The sequence below is a fragment of the Brevibacterium sp. Lmc1 genome (genome assembly GCF_057654315.1).
Window position 1 is genome coordinate 27,058 of record NZ_CM172803.1, and the last position, 25,412, is coordinate 52,469.

At 65.9% G+C, this 25,412-nt stretch carries 24 protein-coding genes; 11 read left to right on the forward strand and 13 right to left on the reverse strand.

The annotated features are described in order from the left end of the window. Positions 1 to 55: 55 nt before the first annotated feature. The 5 genes from AC239G_RS00120 to AC239G_RS00140 form a co-directional block, all read right to left on the reverse strand. Entirely contained in the window at positions 56 to 1,342 is a 1,287-nt protein-coding gene (locus tag AC239G_RS00120) for an MFS transporter (protein ID WP_487489523.1), read from the reverse strand. Further along, positions 1,339 to 1,989: a TetR/AcrR family transcriptional regulator gene (locus AC239G_RS00125; protein WP_487489524.1), complete on the reverse strand. Its 651-nt coding sequence runs from the start codon at positions 1,987 to 1,989 to the stop codon at positions 1,339 to 1,341. The genes AC239G_RS00120 and AC239G_RS00125 overlap by 4 nt, the downstream gene beginning before the upstream one ends. A gap of 113 nt (positions 1,990 to 2,102) precedes the next feature. Continuing rightward, positions 2,103 to 2,450 carry a VOC family protein gene (locus AC239G_RS00130; RefSeq protein WP_487489525.1) on the reverse strand — a complete coding sequence of 116 codons (348 nt, stop codon included), beginning with the start codon at positions 2,448 to 2,450 and terminating at the stop codon, positions 2,103 to 2,105. Positions 2,451 to 2,485: 35 nt separating this feature from the next. Then, entirely contained in the window at positions 2,486 to 3,004 is a 519-nt protein-coding gene (locus AC239G_RS00135) for a DinB family protein (protein ID WP_139467628.1), read from the reverse strand. Next, positions 3,001 to 3,480 carry a DUF488 domain-containing protein gene (locus AC239G_RS00140; RefSeq protein WP_487489526.1) on the reverse strand — a complete coding sequence of 160 codons (480 nt, stop codon included), beginning with the start codon at positions 3,478 to 3,480 and terminating at the stop codon, positions 3,001 to 3,003. The genes AC239G_RS00135 and AC239G_RS00140 overlap by 4 nt, the downstream gene beginning before the upstream one ends. A 236-nt stretch (positions 3,481 to 3,716) precedes the next feature. On the opposite strand from AC239G_RS00140, the gene AC239G_RS00145 reads away from it, so the two are divergent. Together AC239G_RS00145 and AC239G_RS00150 are read left to right on the forward strand one after the other, a co-directional pair. Continuing rightward, on the forward strand, positions 3,717 to 4,976 hold the full coding sequence (locus AC239G_RS00145) for a Dyp-type peroxidase (protein WP_487489527.1): 1,260 nt from the start codon (positions 3,717 to 3,719) through the stop codon (positions 4,974 to 4,976). After that, positions 4,973 to 5,773 carry a family 1 encapsulin nanocompartment shell protein gene (locus AC239G_RS00150; protein ID WP_139467630.1) on the forward strand — a complete coding sequence of 267 codons (801 nt, stop codon included), beginning with the start codon at positions 4,973 to 4,975 and terminating at the stop codon, positions 5,771 to 5,773. The genes AC239G_RS00145 and AC239G_RS00150 overlap by 4 nt, the downstream gene beginning before the upstream one ends. Before the next feature lie 205 nt (positions 5,774 to 5,978). On the opposite strand, the gene AC239G_RS00155 is transcribed toward AC239G_RS00150, so the two are convergent. From AC239G_RS00155 to AC239G_RS00175, 5 genes are all read right to left on the reverse strand, one after another. After that, positions 5,979 to 6,614 (reverse strand): TetR/AcrR family transcriptional regulator, encoded by a 636-nt coding sequence (locus AC239G_RS00155; RefSeq protein WP_139467631.1) that lies wholly within the window; start codon positions 6,612 to 6,614, stop codon positions 5,979 to 5,981. Next, positions 6,604 to 8,298, reverse strand: coding sequence for an AMP-binding protein (locus AC239G_RS00160; protein ID WP_487489528.1), 1,695 nt, complete (start codon positions 8,296 to 8,298; stop codon positions 6,604 to 6,606). Before AC239G_RS00160 ends, AC239G_RS00155 begins: the two co-directional genes overlap by 11 nt. Before the next feature lie 94 nt (positions 8,299 to 8,392). Then, the gene (locus AC239G_RS00165; protein ID WP_139467633.1) at positions 8,393 to 9,157 is read right to left on the reverse strand and encodes an SDR family NAD(P)-dependent oxidoreductase; all 765 of its coding nucleotides are present in this window, start codon (positions 9,155 to 9,157) and stop codon (positions 8,393 to 8,395) included. 108 nt (positions 9,158 to 9,265) lie between these two features. Further along, complete coding sequence (locus AC239G_RS00170) at positions 9,266 to 10,411, reverse strand: acyl-CoA dehydrogenase family protein (protein ID WP_482401068.1); 1,146 nt, start codon at positions 10,409 to 10,411, stop codon at positions 9,266 to 9,268. Between the two features lie 62 nt (positions 10,412 to 10,473). Next, positions 10,474 to 11,307, reverse strand: coding sequence for an enoyl-CoA hydratase-related protein (locus tag AC239G_RS00175; protein WP_482401069.1), 834 nt, complete (start codon positions 11,305 to 11,307; stop codon positions 10,474 to 10,476). Between the two features lie 226 nt (positions 11,308 to 11,533). Between AC239G_RS00175 and AC239G_RS00180 the strand changes: the two genes are divergently transcribed. After that, positions 11,534 to 12,172, forward strand: a complete 639-nt coding sequence (locus AC239G_RS00180; protein ID WP_487489529.1) for a hypothetical protein — start codon at positions 11,534 to 11,536, stop codon at positions 12,170 to 12,172. Positions 12,173 to 12,399: 227 nt separating this feature from the next. On the opposite strand, the gene AC239G_RS00185 is transcribed toward AC239G_RS00180, so the two are convergent. Then, entirely contained in the window at positions 12,400 to 15,723 is a 3,324-nt protein-coding gene (locus AC239G_RS00185; RefSeq protein WP_487489530.1) for a S41 family peptidase, read from the reverse strand. An 87-nt stretch (positions 15,724 to 15,810) separates the two neighbouring features. On the opposite strand from AC239G_RS00185, the gene argS reads away from it, so the two are divergent. Further along, complete coding sequence (argS, locus tag AC239G_RS00190) at positions 15,811 to 17,550, forward strand: arginine--tRNA ligase (RefSeq protein WP_487489531.1); 1,740 nt, start codon at positions 15,811 to 15,813, stop codon at positions 17,548 to 17,550. Then, positions 17,547 to 18,833 (forward strand): MFS transporter, encoded by a 1,287-nt coding sequence (locus tag AC239G_RS00195; protein WP_487489532.1) that lies wholly within the window; start codon positions 17,547 to 17,549, stop codon positions 18,831 to 18,833. Before argS ends, AC239G_RS00195 begins: the two co-directional genes overlap by 4 nt. 204 nt (positions 18,834 to 19,037) lie before the next feature. Here AC239G_RS00195 and AC239G_RS00200 read toward each other — a convergent pair whose 3' ends face one another. Next, a complete protein-coding gene (locus AC239G_RS00200) occupies positions 19,038 to 19,778 on the reverse strand; it encodes a hypothetical protein (protein ID WP_229664020.1) in 741 nt (246 codons plus the stop codon). 175 nt (positions 19,779 to 19,953) lie between these two features. Here AC239G_RS00200 and AC239G_RS00205 point away from each other — a divergent pair, with 175 nt between their 5' ends. Next, entirely contained in the window at positions 19,954 to 20,496 is a 543-nt protein-coding gene (locus AC239G_RS00205) for a peptidylprolyl isomerase (protein ID WP_139467639.1), read from the forward strand. A gap of 38 nt (positions 20,497 to 20,534) precedes the next feature. Continuing rightward, a complete protein-coding gene (locus AC239G_RS00210; RefSeq protein WP_487489533.1) occupies positions 20,535 to 21,236 on the forward strand; it encodes a rhomboid family intramembrane serine protease in 702 nt (233 codons plus the stop codon). A gap of 431 nt (positions 21,237 to 21,667) precedes the next feature. Here AC239G_RS00210 and AC239G_RS00215 read toward each other — a convergent pair whose 3' ends face one another. Continuing rightward, on the reverse strand, positions 21,668 to 22,378 hold the full coding sequence (locus AC239G_RS00215; protein ID WP_487489534.1) for a cell division protein CrgA: 711 nt from the start codon (positions 22,376 to 22,378) through the stop codon (positions 21,668 to 21,670). Between the two features lie 264 nt (positions 22,379 to 22,642). Between AC239G_RS00215 and AC239G_RS00220 the strand changes: the two genes are divergently transcribed. The 4 genes from AC239G_RS00220 to AC239G_RS00235 all read left to right on the forward strand — a co-directional run bounded on the left by AC239G_RS00220 (position 22,643) and on the right by AC239G_RS00235 (position 25,333). Then, positions 22,643 to 23,851 (forward strand): class E sortase, encoded by a 1,209-nt coding sequence (locus tag AC239G_RS00220; RefSeq protein WP_487489535.1) that lies wholly within the window; start codon positions 22,643 to 22,645, stop codon positions 23,849 to 23,851. A gap of 1 nt (position 23,852) precedes the next feature. Continuing rightward, positions 23,853 to 24,020 (forward strand): hypothetical protein, encoded by a 168-nt coding sequence (locus AC239G_RS00225; protein ID WP_167443994.1) that lies wholly within the window; start codon positions 23,853 to 23,855, stop codon positions 24,018 to 24,020. Then, the gene (locus AC239G_RS00230; RefSeq protein ID WP_139909575.1) at positions 24,017 to 24,661 is read left to right on the forward strand and encodes an anthranilate synthase component II; all 645 of its coding nucleotides are present in this window, start codon (positions 24,017 to 24,019) and stop codon (positions 24,659 to 24,661) included. The genes AC239G_RS00225 and AC239G_RS00230 overlap by 4 nt, the downstream gene beginning before the upstream one ends. Positions 24,662 to 24,820: 159 nt before the next feature. Continuing rightward, positions 24,821 to 25,333, forward strand: coding sequence for a GyrI-like domain-containing protein (locus tag AC239G_RS00235; RefSeq protein WP_487489536.1), 513 nt, complete (start codon positions 24,821 to 24,823; stop codon positions 25,331 to 25,333). Positions 25,334 to 25,412: the final 79 nt, after the last annotated feature.

Sequence of the window (25,412 nt, forward strand, 5' to 3'; positions counted from 1 at the left end):
GGACGCGCGCGAACGGCTGCAGCCGGCCGGGACACTGAGCTGAGTCCTGCTGGGACTAGCAGGCCGCCTCGGCGAGGGTGGATTCTGACCGCCGCTCCCACGTCCGTTCGACGCGGATCGCCACGGCCACGACGACGAGCGCAGCGAGCGCGAGGACGATGGCGGCGATGACCGTGGCTGGGAAGCCGAACCCGGCGGCGATGACCCAGGCACCGACGGCCGGGCCGAGGGCATTGCCGACGTTGAAGGCCGAAGTGTTGACGCTCGCGGCCAGGGTCGGAGCCTGAGTGGCGATCTGGAAGACGCGGGCGTTGAGCGCTCCGGCGATGGAGAAGCCGCTGGCGCCGACGAGGACGATCATGACGACGGCGAGGATCGCCTGGTCAGCGACCAGCCATAGCGCGCCGAGGCTGAGTGCCAGGGCCGCGAGGCTGCCGACGATATTGCCGAAGATGTTCTTATCGGCCAAGCGCCCGCCGACGACGACACCGACGAATGCACCTACACCGAAGGCCGCGAGCACTGCGGGAACGAGATCCGCGGGCAGGCCCGCGACCCGTGTGAGCAGGGGTGAGAAATAGGAGAAGGATGCGAATACCGAGGCTTGGAACAGCGCGGTCGTGCCCAGGGCCAACCAGATTCGGGGTCCTTTGAACGCGGCGATCTCGGCATGCAGCAGGGTCCGCAGACGGGGAGCCGCCTCGGTGGGGGTGGGCGATCCTGCGTCGTCAGGGCCGGTTTCGTCCGGGTCGGTGGGCTTCGCGTCCGACCGTGTCGTCACGGCGATGAGGACGGCGGCCAGTGCGGTGACGAGGGCAACCGCCCAGAAGGTCGAACGCCACCCGAACTGGGTGCCGATCCACGTTCCCATCGGCACCCCGACGAGGTTGGCCACGGTGAGTCCGCCGACGAGGCTCGCGAGTGCTCGGCCCTGCACGGCTGCGGGAGAGATGGCCGAGGTGTGGACGGCGGCGACGGCCCAGAATCCGCCGCAGGCGAAGGCCGACAGCACCCGGGAGGCCATGAGCAGCCCGTAGCTCGGTGACAGTGCTGCAAGGATGTGGAGGGCGGAGAAGCCGATGATCATGACGATCATCGTCGCCCGCCTGGGCAGGGTCAGCGTCAGCAGCGTCATGGCCGGTGCCCCGACGATCATGCCGACGGCGAAACCGGTGATGAGCAGGCCCGCCTGCGGGATCGTCACACTGAGGTCAGCGCTCAAGGGTTCGAGGATTCCGGCGATCATGAATTCGCTGGTGCCGAGGCAGAAGATCACGGCGGCCAGCAGATAGACCTGACCGGGGACCCGAGGCCTGAGAGAAGGCGGTGGTGAAGTGGTCATGGGGTGGGGCTGCCTTTCGTCGAGGCGCCTGGAGCACCTCCGGTTTCGAGGGTGGCCTTGCCGGCCGGAGTGCACAGTCCGGCGACGAAGGCTCGTGCCTGGGCGAGGACGTCCTCTGTGGTCATCACGCGGGCGGCGATGCGCAGGCCGGCGAGCACGCTGTGGATGAGTGGGGCATGGATTCGGGGGTCGATGTCAGCGAGGATATGGCCCGCGGTCTGACCGCGCTCGATGACGCCTGAGTAGGTGTCGAGCCACGCGTCGCGGTCGGGGTCGAGGATCGAGCACACGGCATCGACTTCGCGGCCGAGCTCGGCGGCCGTGTTCGCCGACAGGCACCCGGTCCGGTTCTCGTCGTCGCACTGCTTCTTCAGCTCGCCGCCGAGGCGGTGCATGAGCAGGACGGGCGCGGGTTCGAGGCTGTGCTCGAGTTCCTCCCTGAGCGGGATGCCCGTGGCCGTGTAGTCACGCAGGGCGCGGAGGAAGACGGTGTCGAGGCTGTCGAAGGTGTTGTAGAAGCTCGAGCGGCCGATGTTCGCGCGTTCGCAGACCAGTCCGACATCGGTTCCCGCATAGCCGTGCTCGCTGAACACGGCGATGGCGGCATCGATGACGGACTGCTCGTCGAAGCTCTTCTTCCTGCCCATGTGACGAGACTAAAGCATTTTGGACACCTGTGTCCAATAAAACAGTGGTGACGGTTTCGACGCCCTGGTCTCCGGCCCGGCTTCGGTCTGTGTTGCGGCCGTTCTCGGCCCGATCAGGAGTTGAGGATGCAGAATTCGTTGCCTTCGGGGTCGGCGAGGACGACCCAGGGTTCGTCTCCGGTCTGACCCACATCGACACGGCGTGCTCCGAGATCGAGGAGGCGGGCCACCTCGGCGTCACGGTCATCGGGCCGGAAATCGAGGTGGAGTCGGTTCTTCACGACCTTCTCTTCCCGGTCGATGCCGACGATGATTCCCGGCAGGCGATCGGGATTCTGCCGGATCTCGATCTCCGTGTCGTTCTCGTCGACGATCACCCAGCCGAGCGCTCGAGCCCACCAGCGCCCGAGCGTGAATGGGTTGGGCGAATCGATGACGATCTGTTCCCATTCCAATGACATGGCTTCACCTTTCGACAGTTGTCTCGGTTGTGCCCTCAGGCCCCGACGTCGCCGAGGTGGTGCCGGATTTCGTGGAGTCCGTAGAGCGTGAGCGAGGCGACGGTGAAGGCGTGACCGTCGGAGCGGAAACCCTGACGCTCCCATTCCTCCCCGCTGACCTGGGACAGGAGGCCGGCGTAGGACTCCGCGGCCGTACGCACGGCGGGGGCCACCTCGGCGGGAGCGGCGTGGGCATAGTCGGATTCGACGGCGACCGCATCGCCGTCGAAGTTGTCCAAGATCGGGTCGGTCTCGGCCAGCATGCGCTCGGTGCGACGGCGGAATTCGTCGAGGACATCGCGCATATGAGCGGCGTATTCGATGTCCGACCACCGGTCCGGACTGCGCCGTTCGGTAGCGTCATCCCTGGTCAGGACCGTCTGCCAGGTGGCGGCCGCCTCGGTGAGGGTGGTCGGGACGCCGGTCGGGTCCTCGGTGCCGGTGAAGCCGCAGTCGGAACAGCCCGCGGCGAGGACATCGGTCCAGTCGCGGGTGTCAGGGGTGATCTCGCTCATTCGCTGTCCTTTTTGGAGCTCGCCTTCTTGCTTCCGGACTTGGTGGTTCCGGTTGTCTTGCCGCTCGCCTTCCTGCCACTCGTCTTCTTGCCGTCGTTGAGGATCTCGGCGAGCACGGTGGCCTGGCTGATTTCATCGCGCTTGGCCGCCGTGAGCAGGGTCAAGGTCCCCTTCTGCGCGAGCTTGCGCAGTTCATCGAGGGCCTGCTCGGCTTCATCGCTCTTCAGTTCCTCGCGGAAGCGGCGGGCGAACTCGTCGAACTTCTCCGGGTCGTGGGAATACCATCTGCGCAGTTCGGTCGAGGGCGCGACGTCCTTGATCCAGTCGTCGAGTTCGGCCTTGTCCTTGCTCACACCGCGCGGCCAGACTCGATCGACGAGGATCCGGGTCCCATCGGAGGTCTGCGCTTCGTCGTAGATGCGGCGGACCCGGACCATGTGTGCGCTGCTCTCGGCGGAGTTCTTCTTCCCGGACATCGGAGGATGTTCCTTTCGCTCGCTTCCCTTCGAGTCTACGACGCGAATGCAGCGGCAGTGCCCGTCTGCCTCTGCCGGTCTTGTCGACAGCTGTTTCTGACGACAGCTGCTCTCAACGACAGTCGGTATGGGCACCGTGGCCAATCGCGCCTGGTGAAGCGTAGACTCCAAGACGTAGGTGACCTTGGCATCCCGAGGTGCACCGCGCCGAATCCGCGAGCGGAGGAGATGATGCAGTGACCGTCTGGCAACAGGCCTTCCCCGATGGGAAGAGTCCGCAGAGGGTGCTGGTTCCGCCATCTCCGTATGCGATCTTCCTCGTCCTCACCGTCCGCCCCGGGTTCGAGAGCACGGCCAAGGACTTCCTGTCCGAAATCGCAGGACTCACCCGAACAGTCGGCTTCCGCTCCCGCGAAGACGATCTCAGCTGTGTCACGGGCATCGGCGCCGATCTCTGGGACCGCATGTTCACCGCGCCCCGCCCCTCGGACCTCCACCCCTTCATCGAACAGCGCGGAGACGTCCACACAGCACCGTCCACCCCGGGTGACCTGCTGTTCCACATCCGCGCTCGCCGCATGGACATGTGCTTCGAACTCGCCCGACTCATCGGCGACGCGCTGGATGGGGCGGTCGACGTCGCCGACGAAGTCCACGGCTTCCGCTACTTCGACGAACGCGACATCCTCGGCTTCGTCGACGGCACCGAGAACCCCGAGGACCAGGGTGCCGTCGACGCCGTGTTCCGCCACCCCGATGACGTCGCCCAGGATTCCGGCCCGGAGTCCATCCTGGATTCCGCCGAGGCGGGACCCGATGTCGCTGCCGCCGCCGGGGCAGGAGCCGAGGTGGGAGCCGTTCCCGGCGATGGCGCCCCGGGCTATCCGGGCAGCACCTTTGTGATCGTTCAGAAGTACACACACGACATGGCCGCCTGGGACGCACTCAGCGTCGAGGAGCAGGAAGCGGCCTTCGGGCGGCACAAACTCTCCGACGTCGAATTCGCCGAGGAGGACAAAGCACCGAACTCGCACCTCGTGCTCAATTCGATCGAGGACGAGGACGGCAACGACCGGGAGATCGTGCGCGACAATATGGTCTTCGGATCCGTCGGCTCCGAGGAGTACGGCACTTATTTCATCGCCTATGCCGCAGACGTGACGACGACCGAGCAGATGCTTACGAACATGTTCATCGGAGACCCGGTGGGCACCTACGACCGGATCCTCGACTTCTCGACCGCGGTGACCGGAGGGCTGTTCTTCGTCCCGTCCCAGGATTTCCTCGACGATCCCGATGGGGAACTCGTCGAGGCGGGACTCGGGATCGGCGGAGCCGCCTCGGCGAAGGTCGATGGACCGGACATCGACGACGGATCGGACGACGATCCGGTCGCTGATGAACCGACAGACAGCGACGACCCGACAGATTCGGACCCCTCAGCACCCACGGACGGCAGCCTGGGAATCGGCAGCCTGAACAGGAGACGACAGTGAACAATCTCTATCGCGAACTCGCCCCGATCACCGGCCCGGCTTGGGCGGAGATCGAGGAGGAGGCTCGGCGCACCTTCAAGCGCAATATCGCCGGTCGGCGCATCGTCGACGTCGAGGGGCCGACCGGTTTCGAGACCTCCTCGGTGACCACGGGACATATCAAGGATGTGCAGTCCTATTCGTCGGGTCTGCACATTCGACAGCGCATCGTGCAGGAATTCGTCGAACTGCGCGCCCCCTTCACTGTCACGCGTGAGGCCATCGACGATGTTGCACGCGGCTCCGGCGATTCGGACTGGCAGCCGGTCAAGGACGCAGCGACGACGATCGCCCTGGCCGAGGACCGGGCCATCCTCCACGGACTCGACTCCGCGGGCATCGGCGGAATCGTCCCGAACTCGTCGAACGCGGCCGTGACCCTGCCCGATGCAGTGGAGGACTATGCGGACGCGGTGGCGCAGGCGCTGTCGAGCCTGCGCACGGCCGGTGTCGACGGACCCTACAGCTTGCTGCTGTCCGAGGCCGAATACACGAAGGTCTCCGAGTCGACCGACCACGGCTTCCCGATCCGCGATCACCTCTCCCGCCAGCTCGGCGCCGGGGAGATCGTCTGGGCGCCGGCGCTCGAAGGTGCCCTGCTCGTGTCCACCCGCGGCGGCGACTACGAACTCCACCTCGGCCAGGACCTGTCGATCGGCTACAGCGGCCACGACAGCGAGACCGTCGACCTGTACCTGCAGGAGACCTTCGGCTTCCTCGCGCTCACCGACGAATCGAGCGTCCCCCTGCACCCCTGAGCCCGGCTCGGTGAACTGCTGCGCCTGCGGAGTCGCGGCGCAGCCCCCAGGTCGCGCTGCACAGCAGAGGGCCGCAGTTGCCTAGGCATCGGGTTCTGTTCCCTGAATCATCGGGTTCTGTACGGTTGCACATCGAGTTCTGATCCAGTCATCGAGTCATATTGCGATCACTGGATCAGAAGTCGATGACTCCCCACGAGGTGGCCTAGCGGCGGGCAGCCTCGCTGAGGTTGCTCAGCACAAGCGTGCGCACCTGCCGGTCGATATAGGTCTCCAGGTCGAGCCCGATCCGCTGGAAGTACCAGTACTTGAGCGCCCACATATGGGCGATCGACATGAGGTCGTGCCCGAGCACCTGAGCATCGACATCACGCAGGTCGCCTGCTTCGACGGCGGCGGTGACGACGTCGACGAGGGGCTGGAGGGTCTCGAGCTCCTGGTCCTGGATCGACTTCAGTCCGTCCTTCGACAGTGCCCTGGAGACCTGATAGGTGAGCACGACCGCATGTCTCTGTTCACCGACGATGCGGCAGAACTCCGTGAACGCGGCGATGACCTTGTCCACGGGTTCGGCCGCCTCGGCGATGGCGGAAGGGACACGGAGACGGAACTCCTCGAGGACGCGGGTGATCGCGGCGAGCACGATCTGCTCCTTGTCCGAGAAGTACTTGTACAGCAGTCCGACACTGACCCCGCCGGACCTCGCGATCGCCTGCATGGACACTGAATGAGTGCCCTTCTCCTGCATCAGACGCACGGCGGCGTCGACGATCTGCCGCTCTCGGAATTCCGCGCGGGCACCGCGGACGATCGCGTTGAGGTCTTCGGATTCAGCTGACATGCTCGGCGGCGACTTCCTCTCTGAGCTTGAACTTCTGAATCTTACCGCTTGGCGTGCGAGGGAACTCGTCGAGGCACTGCAGGGCCTCGGGCCAGTACTGCTTGGCCACTCCCTTCGCGTCGAAGAACTCCTGCAGCTCGTCCATCGTCAGGCTGTGGCCCTCATTGAGGGTCACGACCGCGCACGCGATCTCCTGCAGCCGGGGATGCGGCACCGCGACTACGGCGACCTGGGAGACCGCGGGATGTTCGTAGAGAACGTTCTCGATATAGGCCACCGGGATGTTCTCGCCGCCGCGGATGATGATGTCTTTCGACCGCCCCGCGATCCGGATGAAGCCTTCGGCATCCATTTCGGCGAGGTCTCCGGTATCGAGCCAAACGCCTGCGAAGGCGTCTGCCGTCTGCTCCGGTTCATCGAGGTAGCCGACGAACAGGAATGGGCCCGTGACCTGGATTTTTCCTTCGACGCCCGCGGGCACGGGTTCCCCGAGGGGATCGACGATGCGGACCTTCATCGAGCCCAGTGCTCGTCCGTCGGTGCTCGTGACCTTCTCCTCCGAATCGCCCGGCGCCGTCATCGTCACCAGCCCGCATTCCGTCTGTCCCCAGCCGCCGAAGACGTTGAGCTCCGGAAGCAGCGTGCGCGCCTCATTGACCATGACGCGTGGAATCGGGGCGCCCATGCAGCAGAAGTGCTTGAGGGAGGACAGGTCGTGCTGCGTCGACTTCGCCACCTCGAGCAGATCGTGGAGGAACGGAGTCGCCCCCGATGTGTGCTGGATTCCGTGCTCGGCGACGAGACGGGCGAACTCCTCGCCGTTCCACACGTCCTGGAACACGCCCGAACCGCCGATGAGCAGAGGCAGACACACTCCGTACATGTAGCCGGTGAGATGGCCGAAGGTCGAGGCCATGTGGATGACCGAATCCTCGTCCAGGCCCAGGTGATCCGGCCACGGCAGCGAGGCCGCGAGCACGTTGTTGTGCGTATGCATCACACCCTTGGGATTGCCCGTCGTCCCCGAGGTGAAGAGGATGAGTCCGACATCATTGGGGTCCGGGCGCCGGCCGTCCCAAGCGATGGATTCGATCGCCGAGGCGGCCGACCGTGAACCGTCCGAGCTTGAGTCGCGTTCCCCTCGAGCCAGGAAATCCGTCCACCTCTCGAAGCCGTCCCGACCGTCGAAGGTCGCCTCGCCAGGGGTGTCGAGGACGATCGTGTGCTGCAGCTCCGGCAGGTTCGGACGCAGTCGGTCGACCATATCGGGATAGTCGAACTTTCGGAAGCGATTGGGCACGAAGAGCACCGAGACCGACGCCTTCTTCGCCATATACCCGATCTCGCGGTCCCGATAGATCGGGATGAGGCCGTTGGTCACAGCGCTGGCCTTGATCGCGCCGAGGTGGATGACCAGCCATTCATACCAGTTCGGCAGCTGCACACCCACCACGTCGCCGGGTTCGACCCCGAGGTCGACGAGCGCCTGGGCACAGCTGTCGACATCCGAGCTGAGCTCGGCATAGGTGTGAGCACCGTAGGGATCGCGGGTGACGACCGCGTCCGGTCGTTGTGTCCTCCAGTGCTCGAGGTGGTCGTGCAGGGTCTGGTTCTTCCAGTCCCCGGATGAGGTGAATTCCTTGATGAGGGAGTCGGTCAGGATGGTCTCGAATCGGGTGGGCATAGCAGGGCTCCTTTGCTCTGGTGTCGTGCCTGTGACTCGGGTGGTGCTGGTAGTCGTGCTGACAACTGCCGCCGACGGGAGACGGCCGTGATGCTCAGGCCATCGTCAGTCCGCCGGAGACCGAGAGTGTCTGGCCGGTGACATAAGCGGAATCGGGACGGGCGAAGAAGGCCACGGCATTCGCGAGGTCCTCGGGCTGGGCGAGCCGACGCATCGGAATCGCCTTCTCCAGTGCGGTGCGCAGCTTCGGATTGTCCGCGGAGATCTCAGCGAACAGCGGCGTGTCGGCCGGTCCGGGACACACGCAGTTCGCGGAGATCCCGTGACGGGCGACCTCGCGGGCGAAGGTCTTCGTGAACGAGATGATCCCGCCCTTGGCCGCCGAGTACACGGCCTCCCCGCTCGATCCGACCCGGCCGGCGTCCGAGCCGATGCTGATGACGGATCCCGATCCGGCTGCGATCATGTGCTCGGCCGCCGACTGCGTGCAGTTGAGTGTGCCGAGGAGGTTGATCGCGATGACCCGCTGCCAGGTCGCCGGCGTCGACTCCATGAACGGTTCGACCTTGTCCCAGCCGGCGTTGTTGACGAGGACGTCGATGCGTCCGAAGCGCTCGACCACCTCGGCGATCATGGCGTCCACGGCCGCACGGTCGGTGACGTCGGCGGCGAGCCCGATCGAATCATGCCCCAGCGCCGAGGCGGTGTCCGCGGCCGTCTGTGCGTCGAGGTCGGCGACGACGACGGTGGCGCCGTCGGCGGCGAGGCGGGTCGCGATTCCCTTGCCGATTCCGGAGGCGGCACCGGTGACGATGATGATGCGATCGGTCAGAGGTGCGGTCTGAGTGGGTGCTGACATGGTGGTGTCCTTCCAGTCGTGTGTCTGATGCTGCGGTTGGAATGTGAGCCGTGCGAGAGGAGTCCCAGTGGAGAAGCTATGGGTGGGACCGGTTTGTGTTCTTCCCGGTCAGGGGGCGTATTCGCGACCGGCGGAGCTGCGGGCGATGATGAGCTTCATGATCTGGGCGGTGCCGTCGCCGATCTGCATGCCGAGCACGTCGCGCAGTCGCTTCTCGACGTCCAGGTCCTGTTTGTAGCCGTTCTGTCCGTGCAGAAGCAGGCACTGATGGACCGCATGGTAGGCCTCGAGCGGGGCCCACCACTTGCACATGGCAGCCTGAGAGGTGTGCGGGTGGCCCTCGTCGCCGAGGCGCAGAGTGTCCAGGCATAGCAGTCGGGCCGCCGCCATCTTCGTCTCCGCCTCGGCCAGGGGGAAGGAGACCCCTTGGAACTTCGACAGCGGCTGATCGAAGGCCTCACGTCCCTTGACGTAGGCCCAGGCATCCTCGATCGCGCGCGTCGCAGTCCCCGTGCACTGCAGTCCGATGAGAGCTCGGGAGAAGTCGAATCCCTGCATGACCTGGGTGAATGCTCCACCGACCTCGCCGAGGAGGTGGTTGGCGGGCACACGGACATCGGTGAAGTCCACGCTGCCGCGAGCGACGGCCGCCTGACCCATGTCGATGATGGGGTTCCGGGTGACTCCGGGGGCGTCGAGGTCGACGAGGAACGCCGAGATGCCCTTTCCGCGCCCCGCCTCGGGGTCGGTGCGGGCGAAGATCACCGTTGCCGTCGAGGTCATGGCCAGCGACATCGACTTCGTGCCGTTGACGATCCAGTCGTCGCCGTCCCGTCGGGCCGTGGTCGAGGGGTTTCCGGCGTCCGAACCAGCCTCGGGTTCGGAGAGTCCGATGGCCACCGTTTCGTCACCGGTTGTGATGAGACGGCAGTAGTGGGCGGCCACCTCGGTGCTGGCATTGCGGGCGATGACCTGTCCGATGAGGGATCCGACGACCTGGATATAGGCGACGGTGAGGTCTCCACGGGCGATGGCCTCGGTGACGAGACCCGCGGTGACCTTGGTCAGTCCGGCCCCGCCGAGGTGGGTCGGCAGTTCGGGGGCGATGAGACCGGCGTGGCCCATCTCCCGGGTGATATCGGCACCGATGCGGCCGGCGGCTTCGCGTTCGCGGGCCTCGCTGATGAGCCGCTCCTCGAATCCGGCCGCCGCATCGAGCAGGGTCTGGGTATCGGGGGTGAGAGTCGTGTCCACGGGAATCCTCTGTGCTGTCAGGGTCTGTGCGGGTGGGATCTGTGCCGGCGGGGCGCCGGGGGTCAGTACGCGCCGTCGAAGCGACTGAAGTCCGGATCACGCTTCTCCGCGAAGGCGGCCGCTCCTTCGTGTGATTCCGGGGAGTGCGCGTAGAGGTCGAGGGCGCTCATGGCGAGGTTCGTGAAGCCGGTCTGCATCTCGGAATCGGCGTTGAATGACTGCTTGAGGAAGCGTAGCGCCGTCGGTGCCTTGAGACCGAGGGCCCGGGCGCGTTCCTTGGCGCGGGGCATGAGTTCTTCGGCGTCGACGACTTCGTTGGCCAGGCCCCAGGATTCGGCCTTCTGTGCGTCGATGAGTTCGCAGAAGTACCACATCTCACGGGCGCGCTTCTCACCGATGACCCGGGCGAGGAAAGCCGAACCGTAGCCGGCGTCGAAGGATCCGACCTTGGGGCCGGCCTGGCCGAAGCGCGCGTGCGAGGCCGCGATCGTGATGTCACAGAGGGTGGTGAGCACGTTTCCGCCGCCGATGGCGACACCGTTGACCGCGGAGATCACCGGTTTCGGCACCGAGCGGATGACCTTGTGGAGTTCGGAGATGCGGAACATGCCGTAGCGGCCGGGGCCGTAGTCGCCGGTCCGCGCCTTCTGTTTGACGTCGCCGCCGGCGCAGAAGGACTTCTGCCCGGAACCGGTGAGGATGATCGAACGGACGCGGTTGTCGCCCCAGGCGAGAGTGAAGGCTTCGATGAGTTCGTCGACGGTCTGCGACCGGAACGAATTGAAGGAATCGGGCCGGTTGATCGTGATGACCGCGAAGGTCTCTTCCACCACGTAGAGGATGTCTTCGAAATCCGTGGCTGCGGTCTGCTGAGTCGGTCTGGTGGATGTTGGCATCGTTGCCTCCTCGAACGAAAAATGAATCTATGTTCACACCTAGTGAACATCAGTTCATGAACGAGGTCAAGAGTCGCGGTGCCGGAAGATTCTTGTGAGTTCGCCGAGTTTCGTCCGTCCGCATCGGAGCGACGGTGCACTGGTGGAAGAATGTTGCCGGCAAGGGTGCCGACAGAATGCACTGCTCAGGTGTCGGCCGATCCGAACTCCCGGCATTGGGTCGGGAGTGACCGACGATGACGACGAGAGACGGACGATGATGACCGCTGTAGAACCTGGGCCGAACGGCTCGACGTCACCGAGGGGCAGGCAGACAGCTGCCGGTGCGGAGATCGGGGCGCTCATCGGCGCCGGCTTCGGGCTGCTGTTCCTCATCATCAACACCGGCCAGTTCTCGACCCTGGGGCGCACGCTTGTCATCGCGGTCGGCGTCATCGTCTTCGCCGGCATCGCGGTCCTCGCGGTTCGCGGACTGCTGCGGAACCGTGGTGGAGGCGGCCGCCTCGGCGAATCAGGGAAGAGCGGGCGCCGGGAACCGCCGTTCGGTCGCGCCTACTGGATCATCGTGCTCATCGAGGCGGTTCTCCTGTTCGCCGGAGCCCGACTGCTCACGAGCCTCGGCCATCCGGAGCTCGGAGTGGCGTGGGTGGCAGTGGTCGTCGGCACTCATTTCTATGCGCTCGGCCGCGTATTCGGGCTCGACCGCTTCCATGTGCTCGCCACCGTGGTCACTCTCTGCGGTATCGGCGGATTCATCGCCTTCTTCGCCGCGGCTCCGGCGTTCATTCCGGTCATCAGCGGCGTGATCTCGGGCTTCGTGCTGCTCGCCTTCGGCATGTGGGCCCTCGTCCCGACCGAGCGGTAGGGCACTGGCACGCATCGAGTTTCGTTCGGTTCGTCATCGGGTTCTGATCCAGTCATCGAGTTTTCTCCCAATGACTGGATCAAAAGTCGATGAAGCTGCACGAGGTGGCTGGGCCTGTGACCGCACTGCGTTCCAGCCATCAGGACGCGAACTGATGGCTGGAACGCAGTGCGGTCGTCGGCAGGTGGCGGGGCCAGGCCCTACCGGCAGGTGGAGGGGTTGGTGGGTCAGTCCTCGGCGGGGGCTTCGGGCGCCCCGGCGCCGTCCTTCTTCAGCGGCTGCACGCGCGGCGGTGGGAACTCCGGAGCCTGGGCGGCGGGACGGGCCTCCAGCCCAGCGAACACCTCGGCGATGGCACGATCGAGCTGCGGATCGTCGGCGGCGAAGATCTGACCGGGATCGTGCTCGACCTCGATATCGGGGTCGACGCCGTAGTTCTCCACACTCCAGCCCTTGCCCTCGATCCAGAAGGCATAGCGCGGCTGCGTCACTCCGGTGCCATCGACGAGATCGTAGCGACCGTCGATGCCGACGACTCCGCCCCACGTGCGCACGCCGATCACCGGGCCGATGCCCTTGGCCTGCACGCGCGCGTTGATGATGTCGCCGTCGGAGCCGGAGAACTCGTTGGCCACGAACACCACCGGGCCGCGCGGAGCATCCTCGGGGTCCCGGTCCATCTGGTCATAGCTGCGAGCCGCACCCCAGGCAACCACCTGATCGGCGAAGCGTTCGGCCACCAGAGCACTCGTGTGCCCGCCTCGGTTGAACCGCACATCGGCGATGACGCCCTCGCAGCCCATGGCCTGCCGCAGATCCCGGTGCATCTGCGCCCACCCGTAGGAGGTCATGTCCGGGACATGCACATAGCCGATGCGGCCGGATGACTTCTCGGCCACATACTCCCGGCGGGAGCGCACCCAATCCTGATAGCGCAGCTTCTCCTCGGTGGGCAGTGGAATCACGGCGACCGCGCGGTCCTTGCGACCGCGGCGCAGAGTCAGCTCGACGATTGTGTCCGCGGCCCCCTGCAGATGAGCGGCGGGACCGGCCGCCTCGTCGACGGGCTGACCGTTGACAGCAACGATGACATCGCCGGGCTGAGCTCCGACTCCGGCCTGGCGCAGCGGCGACCTTGCCCCCGGTTCACTGCTCTCACCGGGAAGGATGCGAGAGATCGTCCAACCCTCAGCGCTCCGCTCAAGATCCGCACCGAGGAATCCGAGCTTCTTCGACCCATCGCCGAGCCCAGACGGCGTGACATAAGCATGCGAGGTGTTGAGCTCGCCCACGGTTTCCCACAGCACGTCGACGAGGTCGTCATGAGTCAGCGCCTTCGCGGCCACGGCACGCCAGCGCAGCGTCACCGACTCCCAATCGACCCCGTTCATGTCCTCGCGCCAATAGTGGTCGCGCATGATCCGGGAGTTCTCCTCGAACATCTGCAGCCACTCGGCCCGGCGGTCGAGCTCGAACCGCAGACGCGAGAGATCGACGGAGATGTTGTCATCATCGTCGGCCTCGACCTTCCGGTTCGCCGGGACCACGCTGATCGCATCGTCGCTGCGCACGACGAGCAGCTTGCCGTCTCCGGAGATCTCATACTCGTCGGCCTTGTCGACGACGGTGCTGACCTTCCGCTTGGCGAAGTCGAAGTACTGGACCACCTCGGCGGGTTTCTCACCGGCATCTCCGGCCCGTCCGGTGCCGAGCTCACCGGCTTCGACGTCGCCGGTGCGCAGCCAGACGAGACCTCCCTCGGCGGATTCGAGATCCCGGAAGACCCCCGAGGCGACCGGGAACGGCACGATGCGCTCTTCGGCTCCCTCGAGCTCGACCTCGACGGTGGCGGCGGGTTTGTCCCCGCGACCGCGCTCGGACTTCGCCTCCTCGGTGACCTCGCTGATCGCCCATCCGCCGGCGCTCGGTCCGAAGGGCGCAGGCTCATCGGCGGCCAAGGGCAGCAGCCACGGTCGGGTGACGCCGTTGAACGACAGATCGAAGGAATGCTGGTTGTACGAGGGATCGAAGGTGCGATCGGAGAGGAAAGCGACGAACTTCCCGTCCCGGGTGAACGTCGGCGAGAAGTCATTGAACTTGCCCGTCGTCAGCGGCTGGGCCTCGCGATCCGACTTCACCTCGGCGATCATCAGCTGTGCGAGCAGCTCCTCACCCTGCGTCGGCTGCGACCACACGAGGTACTTCCCATCGGGTGAGAACCGCGGATCGCGCGCCTCGCCGTGTCCCGAATGCCCGATCAGACGCGTCCGACCATTGCCCACCTCGACGGTCCGGATCGACCCGTCGTGGGAGATTGTGGCGAGCATCTTCCCCGCCGGATCCGCCTTCAGGTGCAGGACCCGTCCCAGGGCTCCGGCCCCGATTCGCCGAGGCGGCTTGTCCCCGGTCACGGACGCGACCTCGATCGCGTCCTCCCCTTCGACGTCGGTGATGTACGCGGCAAACCCGGTGTCACCGAGGACGAGAGGTTCGCGGGTGCGGATCGACGAATCCGCGCACAGCGCCCGGGCCGGGCCCTCGCGGTGGGCGAGCCAGAAGGTCTTTCCCCGCCATTCCACCACCGAGGCATTGCCTTCTCTGTCGGGGCTGATGTGGTTGAGCCCGGTCTTCGGGTCGAGACTGAGCGGCTGCACCTGGGTGCCCGGCAGAGCTACTGCGAGGGTGCGGACCTCGGCGTCGAGGCTGTCGAGGATCCTGATCTCCCCACGGGAGTGCCAGACGATGCGGGTGCCGTCGGTCGTGGCGTCACGGACATAGCCCTCGGCCTCGGACTGGTGCGTGAGCTGCCGTGGTTCGACCGAGTCATCACCCGAACTCGCCGAGGTGGCCAGTCCGTCGATGATCCACAGGTTCGCCTGTTCATCTGCATGGTGAGGGAAGGTCGCGGCCCGGTCCGAGGTGAACACGAGCGAATCGCCGACCCACAGCGGGTCGGTCAGAGAGGCCTCGTCCTCGCGCAGCAGCCGCTGCCACCGGGCCCCGGATCCATCTCCGATGCCGGCAGCGTTCGTACTGCCGACTCGATCGAGCCACAGCCTCGGCGCAGTCCCACCCCGGTAGCGCTTCCAGTGCGCGGGCGGACGGGAGAACGGCGTCGACAGAGCGGTCACTCCCGTGTGGTGCCGGGCCAGACCCGAGGCACGACCGAACGACAGCCGATCGACCTCGCCGTCGAGGCTCACGGACTTCACGACATGGTTGCGGACCTCGAACTCCCCGGCATTCGCGCCGACGAGGACATGGGCGGCATCGGCCCACCCGAGCATCGTCATCGCGCTCGACCCCAACCAGGTGAGCCGACGCAGGGACCCGGTGGCCACCTCGGCGACCATGAGCTCCGCCTGGCCGGTGCGGAAGGATACGAACGCGACGTGCGCTGCGTCGGGCGAGATCCTCGGTGACCGGACCGGCGCATGATCGGAGGTCAGCCGCCAGGCGCGGCCGCCGGCGGAGGGAACGAGCCAGACATCGTCGTCGGCGGTGAAGGTGATGAGATCGGACTGGATATGGGGATAGCGAAGATAAGTCACGTGACCCACATTACAAGCTCGACAGTGCGGCGACCGCGGGCCGGAACCGATGCCCAGGCAACTTGCACCCGGCAATAGAATGGGCACATGCCATCTCTGACTTCTGTGCTCACGGACCGTTTCGCCGCCGCCCTCACCCAGGCCTTCGGTGAGGACTTCGCCGGACGTGACCCCGTCATCCGCAGCAGCCAGTTCGCAGATTTCCAGGCCAATGTGGCCCTGCCGCTGGCCAAGGAGCTGAAGTCGAAGCCGCGCGATATCGCCGCACAGATCGTTGAGAACCTCGACCTCGAGGGTGTGTGCGAGACCCCGGAGATCTCCGGACCCGGGTTCATCAATCTCACCTTCACCCCCGAATTCCTCGCCTCCACCCTCGAAGCGGGAGGCGCCGCAGAGGCACCGGCAAACGATGCCCCGCAGAAGATCGCCATCGACTACTCGGCCCCGAACGTGGCCAAGGAGATGCACGTCGGGCACCTGCGCACCACCGTCGTCGGGGACGCCCTGGCCCGCACCCACGAATTCCTCGGCAACACGGTCATCCGCCAGAACCACATCGGCGACTGGGGTACCCCCTTCGGCATGCTCATCGAGCACCTCCTCGATGTGGGAGTCGACTCCGACGAGGCCTCCGAAGTGTCCGAGAACCCGAACGCCTTCTACCAGGCGGCCCGGGCGAAGTTCGACTCCGATGAAGCCTTCGCCACACGCTCCCGGTCCCGCGTCGTCAAACTCCAGGGCGGCGACGAAGAGACCCTGGGCCTGTGGACGACGCTCGTCGGCTACTCCCGCGAGTACTTCAACCGCATCTACTCCCTCCTCGACGTCACCCTCACCGACGCCGACCTCGCCGGAGAGTCCACCTACAACGACATGCTCGCCGAGGTCTGCGACGAGCTCGAGGCGAAGGGCCTGGCCACGATCTCCGATGGAGCGCTGTGCGTGTTCCCCGAAGGCTTCACCGGCCGTGAGGGCGAACCCCTGCCGCTCATCATCCGCAAGTCCGACGGCGGCTACGGCTACGCCACGACCGACCTCGCGGCCGTCCGCAACCGGGCGATCAACCTCGGTGTGAACCGGGCGCTCTACGTCGTCGGCACCCCGCAGGCCATGCACTTCGAAATGGTCTTCACCGTCGCCCGCGCGGCCGGCTGGCTGCCGGAGACCTTCAGCCCCGAACACGTGAAGATCGGCAATGTGCTCGGATCTGACGGCAAGATCCTGCGCACCCGTTCCGGTGCCCCGCTGCGCCTGGCCGAACTCCTCGAAGAGGCCGTGACCCGGGCGAAGACGACTCTGGCAGAATCACACGTGGACTTCGGCCCCGAGGAGGCCGATGAGGTTGCGCGCATCGTCGGCATCGGTGCGGTCAAGTACGCCGACCTCTCCGTCGCCCACGACACCTCGTACACCTTCGACCTCGACCGGATGCTCGCCCCCATCGGCAACACCGCCCCGTACCTCCAGTACGCCGGTGCCCGCATCCGTTCGATCGGCCGCAAAGCCGAGGCCGAAGGCGTCGATGCCTCCCAGGTCGCGAACGCTGCGATCAGCCTCGGCGAGACGGCCGAACGTGAGCTGGCCCTGTCGATCCTCGGCTTCGCCGATGTGGTCACTGAGGTGGCCGCCGGGTCGACGCCCCACCGCCTGTGCACCTACCTGTTCGATCTCGCCCAGGCATTCACCTCGTTCTACGAGCAGTGCCCGGTGCTCATCGCCGAGACCGAAGAGCTGCGCGATTCCCGTCTGCGGCTCTCGGCGATCGTGCTCGAGGTCCTCCAGGCCGGTCTCGGGGTGCTCGGCATCCGCGTTCCCGAGCGGATGTGAGTTCACCTCACCTGCCCTCCGCGAAGAGGATGCTGCCCTGGATCGTTCTGGGCATCGTCATCCTCGCCCTCAACCTGCGCACCCCGATCATCGCGCCGACGGCGATCCTGCCCGACATCCAGGAAGGCACGGGATTCAGCGCGGCCGGACTCGGTCTCCTCACCGGTCTGCCGGTTCTGCTGTTTGCGCTGGCCACGCCGCTGGCGGGGAAGTTCATCACCCGCCTCGGGGCCGAAGCCACGGTTCTCGCCTGTCTGTCCGGTGTCCTGCTGGGCACCGTGCTGCGGTCGGTCGGTCCGTCCTGGCTCGTGCTCGTGGGCACCGGAATCATCGGCCTCGCGATCACCCTGGGCAATATCGTCGTGCCCGTCATCATCCGCCGCGAGGTCCCGTGGGAGCAGGTGTCGATGGTCACCGGCCTGTACTCGGCGATGATGAACGTCGGGTCGATGGCCACCCTCATCGGCACCGGCCCGCTGGCCGCGGCCTTCGGCTGGCGCTGGGCGCTGGCCGCATGGGGCGTTCTCGCCCTGGCAGGGCTCGGTTTCTGGATGGTGCTCATCCGCGTGCGCGTGCGCCGCGAGGGGGAGGCCGCCCGCGCTGCCGCGGAGGCCGTCGATTCGACTGACCCTTCCCTCGCCGAGGCGGCCGCCCCCGCCGCGAAGCAGTCGTGGGCCGAGGCTCCCGCCTCCTTCCGAGTGATCATCGCCCTGCTCATCATCACGTTCTCCGGGCAGTCGACTGCCTACTACGTGACGACGACCTGGCTGCCGAGCTACCTCGGCGACACGATCGGGCTCGCCCCGACCGCCGCCGGAGGCACGGCATCCCTGTTCCAGATCGCGGCGATCCTCGGCGCCTTCGGAGTGCCGCTGCTGGCAGTGAAGACGAAACCGTGGGTGCCCGTGGCGATCGTCGCAGTCCTCTGGCTGTCGCTGCCCGTGGGTCTGCTGGCAGCACCCGGTGCGTACTGGCTGTGGGCGACTACTGGCGGCATCGCCCAGGGCGGCGGGTTCACCGCGATCTTCTCGATCATCGCCCGCACCGCCGGCAGCGACGCCCAGACCGCGTCAGCATCGGCGCGCGTGCAGTTCGGCGGCTACCTCGCAGCGACCTTGGCTCCACCGTTCGCCGGTTGGCTCAACACCGCGACCGGTGGGTGGACGGCACCGCTGCTGCTCATCCTCACCGCAACCCTCGCATTCACGATCACCGGTCTCGTGGCCGCCCGCCGTGCCGGAGGCTTCCCCCGCGGTGGGCGCGAGGTCCTCGACCCCGAATAGGCTCGCCCTCCCTAATTACTACCTGACGGCGGCCCAGCAACCTCGCGCCAGGTTGCTGGGCCGCCGTCAGGTAGCAATAAGGAGTCGGCGCGCACAGAAACACCGAGGCGGTCCACCGTAACGGTGGGCCGCCTCGGTGACGGTCATGCGAATCCGTGGATTCGCCTGGTGACTGAACAGCGTGACTGCTCAGTCGTCAGTGACTCAGTGCTTGGCGTCGGAGCCTTCGGCGGGCTTGACGGCCGGCTTCGGTGCGGGGACCTCGTCCGCGGCCTCAGCCTTGGTCGAGGGCACAGCGGTCTGCGAGACCTCGGTGGCCGCGGCCTGGCGCGAAGCCGGGGTCGAACCGACCGGACGGGCATCGGCGGGACGGTTGTTCGGCAGCGGGGTCGACCAGGGATCCTCGACCGGCTGGGCCTTCTTCCACACGTAGTAGCCGATTCCGGCGGCCGAACCGATGACGAGGGTCCACACAAGTGCGGCCTTTCCGCCACCGGACTTGCGAGCGGTGTCCTTCTCGATGCGCTTGCCGGCGTTGGCGAGAGCCTTGCGTGCCTTCTTCATGGCCTTCTTGTCGCCGGTGAGGCGGACAGCCAGGTCATCGATGAGCTTCGGGGTCTCGGCAGCGGACAGCGAAGTCGCGGCGTTCGATGCGAACTTGCCGGCGCGTTCGGTGGCTTCGGGGCGGTAGGACTCGAGCTTGTCGGCCCAGTCGTGGACCCGATCATTGGCCTTGTCGGCGAGAGCTTCGACCTGCGGACGCGCCTTCTCAGCGAACTCTTCGGCCTTGCCGGCCAGCGCCTCGACCTGGGGGCGAGCCTTGTCTGCGGCCTCACGCAACTTAGGGGCCGCGTTCTCGCTGGCATCTGCCAGGACTCGGAGCGACGTCTGCTTCGCGGAATCGAGCTTCGAAGTGAGCTGATCTCGAGTGGGCTTCTTCGACATAAACAGTTCCCAATCCTTAGATGTCGGTGGTCAGGTGATCATTGACCAGTCTACGGCCTAGGGGCAACCCTGTGGACAGCGGATGTCATCGAATTGTCTGCGGATCGCCTGACAGGTTGGGCAATGGACCTGGTGCGAAACTGCATTCGCCGTCTCGGCGTGGAAGAATGAAGGCATGACTACAGCTTCGACACATACCGCAGTCCTGCACACCAACCACGGTGACATCACCATCAACCTCTTCGGCAATCATGCTCCGAAGACCGTGGCCAACTTCGTCGAACTCGCCCAGGGTGAGCGTGAGTTCACCGATCCCTCGACCGGCGAGCCGACCAAGCGCCCGTTCTTCGACGGACTCGGCTTCCACCGCATCATCTCGAACTTCATGATCCAGGGCGGCTGCCCGCTGGGCACCGGCACCGGCGGACCCGGCTACACCTTCGATGACGAGATCCACCCCGAACTGCAGTTCGACCGCAAGTACCTGCTGGCCATGGCCAACGCCGGCAAGCAGATGGGACGCGGCACCAACGGCTCGCAGTTCTTCATCACCACCGCCGAGACCCCTTGGCTCAACGGCAAGCACACCATCTTCGGGGAGGTTGCCGATGAAGCCTCGCAGCGGGTCGTCGACGAGATCGAGGGTGTGCGCACCGCTGCGATGGACAAGCCGGTCGAACCGGTCGTCATCGAGAAGGTCGACGTCACCGCGAAGTGAGTCACTGTCCGTAGAGGACCACTGAGTACCATGGTGTGATGGACACACCTGAGGAGGGCTCGGCACGGGAAACCGGCCGGGCCCTCTCTGCATCCCCGCCGCTGATCACCCGCACGCTCCTCATCGTCACCATCGTGGCGTTCCTCGCGGAGCTCATTCCCGGCCTCGACCTGCTGCGCCGACTGAGCTTCGTGCCTGCGCTCACGCTCGAACAGCCGTGGCGGGTGCTCACGGTCGCCCTCGTCCACGAGGAGCCCTCACCGTTCCATCTGCTGGCGAACATGATCGGACTGTTCTTCTTCGGATCCTTCGTCGAGCGGGCGCTGGGGCATTGGAAGTTCCTGGCCGTCTACATCATCGGCACTGCGGGTGGTTCGGCCATGGTGCTCCTGCTGGCCGATCCCCTCGGCGTCGATTGGGTGACGCATCATATCGGTGCTTCGGGTGCGGTGTTCGCGATCGTCGGTGTCCTCTTGGCCCCGACCCGTCGGCTCGACCGGAACATCGCCGGGGTGCTCGTGTTCGTGGCGCTCAACTTCGGCTATGGATTCCTCGTCGCGGGCGTGTCCTGGGAGTCCCACCTCGGCGGTCTGCTCACCGGGCTCGTGCTCGGGTGTGCGGGGCTGCTCGGGCCACAGCGCTCACGGACGCTCGTGTTCACGTCGACCGCGGTCGGTCTGGTGGTGCTCCTGGCGGCCGGCGGAGCGTGGAAGCTGGCCGGCCTCTCAGCCCTGCCCTGAGCTAGGAGCTCGAATTCCGAACTCGGCTGAGGCCCTGGACTCAGTCGCAGAGTGCGACGTTTTCGTCTGCTGGGCGAAGTCGCACAGGCGCTATCAGGCTTTTACCAGACAAAAGCCGTTTTGTGTGCACTCTGCAGTGGAAAATTCTTTGTCCACAAGCTCTATCCACAACGTGGATAACTTACACCTGTGTGTTTAGCCTGGTCAGAGGCTTAAATTAAGTTTTCCACAAGCGACGCACCCGGCTTGGGTATAACTCGGCGCTTGTGGATTGTTGATGCCGGGGCGCCGCTGCCGGAGCGAGCGGAGCGCCGTTGCCGGTGCGAGCGTGGACCGGTGAATGCAGATTGTCTGGTCGATCCGCGGTGATTCCGAGCTCAGAATCACCGCGGATCGACCAGACAATCGTCAGCGATTGCGGCCGGGGTCGGCTACCGCCAGCGTGTGGACATGATCAGACCCGCCACGAAGAAGGCGAAGCCGATGAGGATGTTCCAGTTGCCCCACGCTTCGACGGGGAAAGCGCCCTGGGTGATGTAGAAGGTGACGAGCCAGATCAGACCGATGAGCAGGAGGCCGATGAGGACCGGCAGGAACCAGCTCGGGTTCGGTTTGATGGTCTGCTGCCCCGAGGTCGAGGTGTAGCTCGCCGTCTTGCGACCTTGCGGGCGCTTGGCGGGATTGCCCGACCGGGCCGTGCGCCTGGCGGCCGCACTCTTCGAGCCGGTTGTCTTGGAGGCTGATGATTTGGAATCAGAGGCCTTCGATCCTGAGGTCTTGGAGTCCGAGGTCTTCGACGACTTCGCATCCTTGGCCGAGTCGGACTTCGTGGCCGACTTCTCGTCCGTCGACGCCTTGTCCTTCTTTCCGGCGGCCGCGGTCGCTGAGTCCTTCGCGGAAGCTTTTTCGGAGTCCTCTGCGCCTGCGTCCTCATCCGCGGAATCGTCCTTCAGGTCATCCGCAGCAGACTCCGTCGCATCCGACTCGGTGTCGGCAGCCTCGGCGACATCGGTGTCGAGCGATTCGGTCTCGAGTTCGTCGACCTCGGTCACCTCGACCGCTTCTGCGGATTCGGCCTGCTTCGCCTTGGCCGCCGACGAAGTGCGAGAAGTGCGCTGGGGGCGTCCTTTGGACTTGGCCACAAGTACTCCTTTGTCGGCCGACCGTCGTTGGGGTCGCCGAATGAATGGTTGGGGACGATCGCAGACCAGTCTACTCGGGGCGGGGGTCACAGTGAAAAACTCCGACTACCCTGAAAGCGCCCCGAGCGCGCCCCGAACGATGATTCCCATAGGATAAAGTGCATAGGGGTGTCCCCGCCTGTCTTCTTCGACGGCCCCCGACAATGCAGTGACAGTCACGGAGCAGAAGTGGTGAATAGTTCCTCCTCGGGTAACGAGCCGGGCGTGAATCCGCCCTCGCGACCCACTATCCGTCCTGCTCAGAGACGGCAGGCTCCATCTGACTACGGTGACCAGCAGCTCGGTCACTCCGCCGATCAGTCTGCAGGTGGTTCCGGTGCCGGGGGCGATCAGCCGCTGCCCAGCCGACGCGAGCTGCGACGCAGGGAAGCCGAAGCCGCTGCTGCCCAGGGCGAACCGACCGCCGTCTACTCCGACGCCCCGCCCGTCTACGAACAGCCCCACTCGACGCACGCGCAGGCCACCCAGGCCATGCCCGCGGTCCCGCAGAACGCTCCCAATGCGGCACAGAACGCCGGTGGCGCGACCGGCAACGGATATGCGGCCGCACCCCAGCAGGGCGGACATGCTGCGCACGGCCGCCTCGGCGAGGATCAACACCAACCGGAGGCCGCACCCCAACCTCAGGGCCGGCCTCAGACCCGCCGTCAGCGGCGACGTCAGCCCGTGGAGAAGGAACCGCTGGGCCCGATTCGCGGGACCGTGCGCACCTTCGGCGAACTGTGCATCACGGCCGGTCTCGTCCTCATCCTCTTCGTCGTCTGGCAGCTGTGGTGGACGGACATCCAGGCCAACCGCGACAACGAAGTGCTCGCCGACGAACTCACCCAGGACTGGGCGAACCAGGATCCGAACGAGCTGCCCGATGACCCGGACGAACCCGTGGTCTCCGAGCCCGTGGGCAAGAACGAGGCCTTCGGCATCTTCTACATCCCGCGCTTCGGCGACGACTACTACCGCACCGTCGCCGAGGGCGTCGACCTCGAACCCGTGCTCAACCGGATGGGCGTGGGCCGCTACCCGAACTCGGCGATGCCGGGCGAAGTCGGGAACTTCTCCATCGCCGGCCACCGCGTGACCTACGGCAAGCCGCTCAACCAGATCGCGAACCTGCGCCCGGGCGATGAGATCATCGTCCAGACGAAGGACGGCTTCTACACCTACACCTTCCGCAACTTCGACATCATCCTCCCCGACGCCGTCGAAGTGCTCTCGCCCGTGCCCGACGCACCCGACTTCAAGGGCAAGGACCGGATCCTGACGATGACGGCCTGCAACCCGATGTTCTCCGCCCGGGAACGCTACGTCGCCTACGCCGAACTCACGGACTGGACGCCGGCCAGTGACGGAGCACCGGACAATATCAAGGACTCGAAGGCCTATGACAAGGTCAGCAAGAACGGCGGTGCCTGATATGTACGCATTCATCTGGCGGATCCTCCCGGGCAACTGGGTGGTCAAGCTCATCCTCGCCCTCATCCTCATTGCGGCTGTCGTGCTGCTGCTCATGCAGTACGTCTTCCCCGTGATCGCCCCGTACATGCCCTTCAACAACGCCACAGTGACCGAAGGCGGACAATGACAAAGATCCTCGTCATCGACAACTACGACAGCTTCGTCTACACGCTCGTGTCCTATCTGCGTGAGCTCGGCGCGGATGTCGACGTCGTCCGCAACGACGACATCCCCGCCTCCGCGATCGCGGAGTCCGTGAGCGCCTACGACGGCGTGCTCCTGTCCCCGGGCCCCGGCGTGCCCGCAGAATCCGGAGTCTGCCCGCCCCTTCTGTCCTGGGCGGAGACGGCTGGCATGCCCGTGTTCGGCGTCTGCCTGGGCCATCAGGCACTCGGCGAGGTGTTCGGCGCCGAGGTCACCCATTCTCCCGTGCTCATGCACGGCAAGACCTCGGTCATCACCCACGACGGCGAAGGCATCTTCTTCGGCTGCCCGAGCCCGCTGACGGTCACCCGCTACCATTCGCTGGCGATCGTCGACGAGACCCTCGACCTCGAGAAGTTCGCCGTCACCGCCCGCACCGACGACGGCATCGTCATGGCCATCGAACACCGGGAGAAGCCCCTGTTCGGGGTCCAGTTCCACCCCGAATCCGTGCTCACGGAGTGCGGATACCTCATGCTCGGCAACTGGCTCGAGGTGTGCGGTCTCGAAGGCGCTGCGCAGGCGGCGGCGGGCATGTCGCCGCTGGCGACCGCGATCGCCTGAGAATTCCCGCCGATCCCTGTTCTCAGGGTTCTCGCCGAGGCGGCCCATCGTTATGATCGTGAGCACAGTGGTCCCCGTGCTCAGATGATCCGAATCAGCGCCGGGATCCGTGCACGACCTCAAGGGCCGTGCACTGCCGACGAACAGGAGACAGCGACGATGTCAGAACCGACCTATCTGCGCGACGAACCGTTCACCGAACTCACCGTCATCGAGGTCCCTGCCACTCCGGCGGCGGTCGTCGAAGCGCGTGAAGTGCACATGTCAGACCTGCCGGAACTCTTCGATGCCACGTTCTCCGGTCTCTTCCCCGTGCTCTCCGAGGCGGGCTTCGAACCCGCGGGACCGGCCTTCGCCCTCTACACTCGACAGCCGAGTGAAACGGTGGATCTGCAGGTCGGGATCCCCACCTCGGCGGGGCTGACGAATGCGCAGCCGATCGCCGGCGGTCATATCGTCATCCCTGCGGAGCTGCCCGGCGGCTCCATGGCCGTGCGCAGCCACCTCGGCGGATACGACGGCCTCGGGGAGTCATGGGCGCAGCTGCTCAAAGACGCGGTGGCGGCCGGCCACCGTCCGGGACTGCCGTTCATCGAACTCTATGTCACCGAACCCAGCCCCGAGGCGGATCCCGCCGATATGCGCACCGACCTGTTCCTCACCTTGGAGTGAGGAACGGCGTCACCGACGCCCACGGACACTCTTCGGAGACCGGACTCACTTCGGAGACGACAGCGGCCGGGTCAGTCGA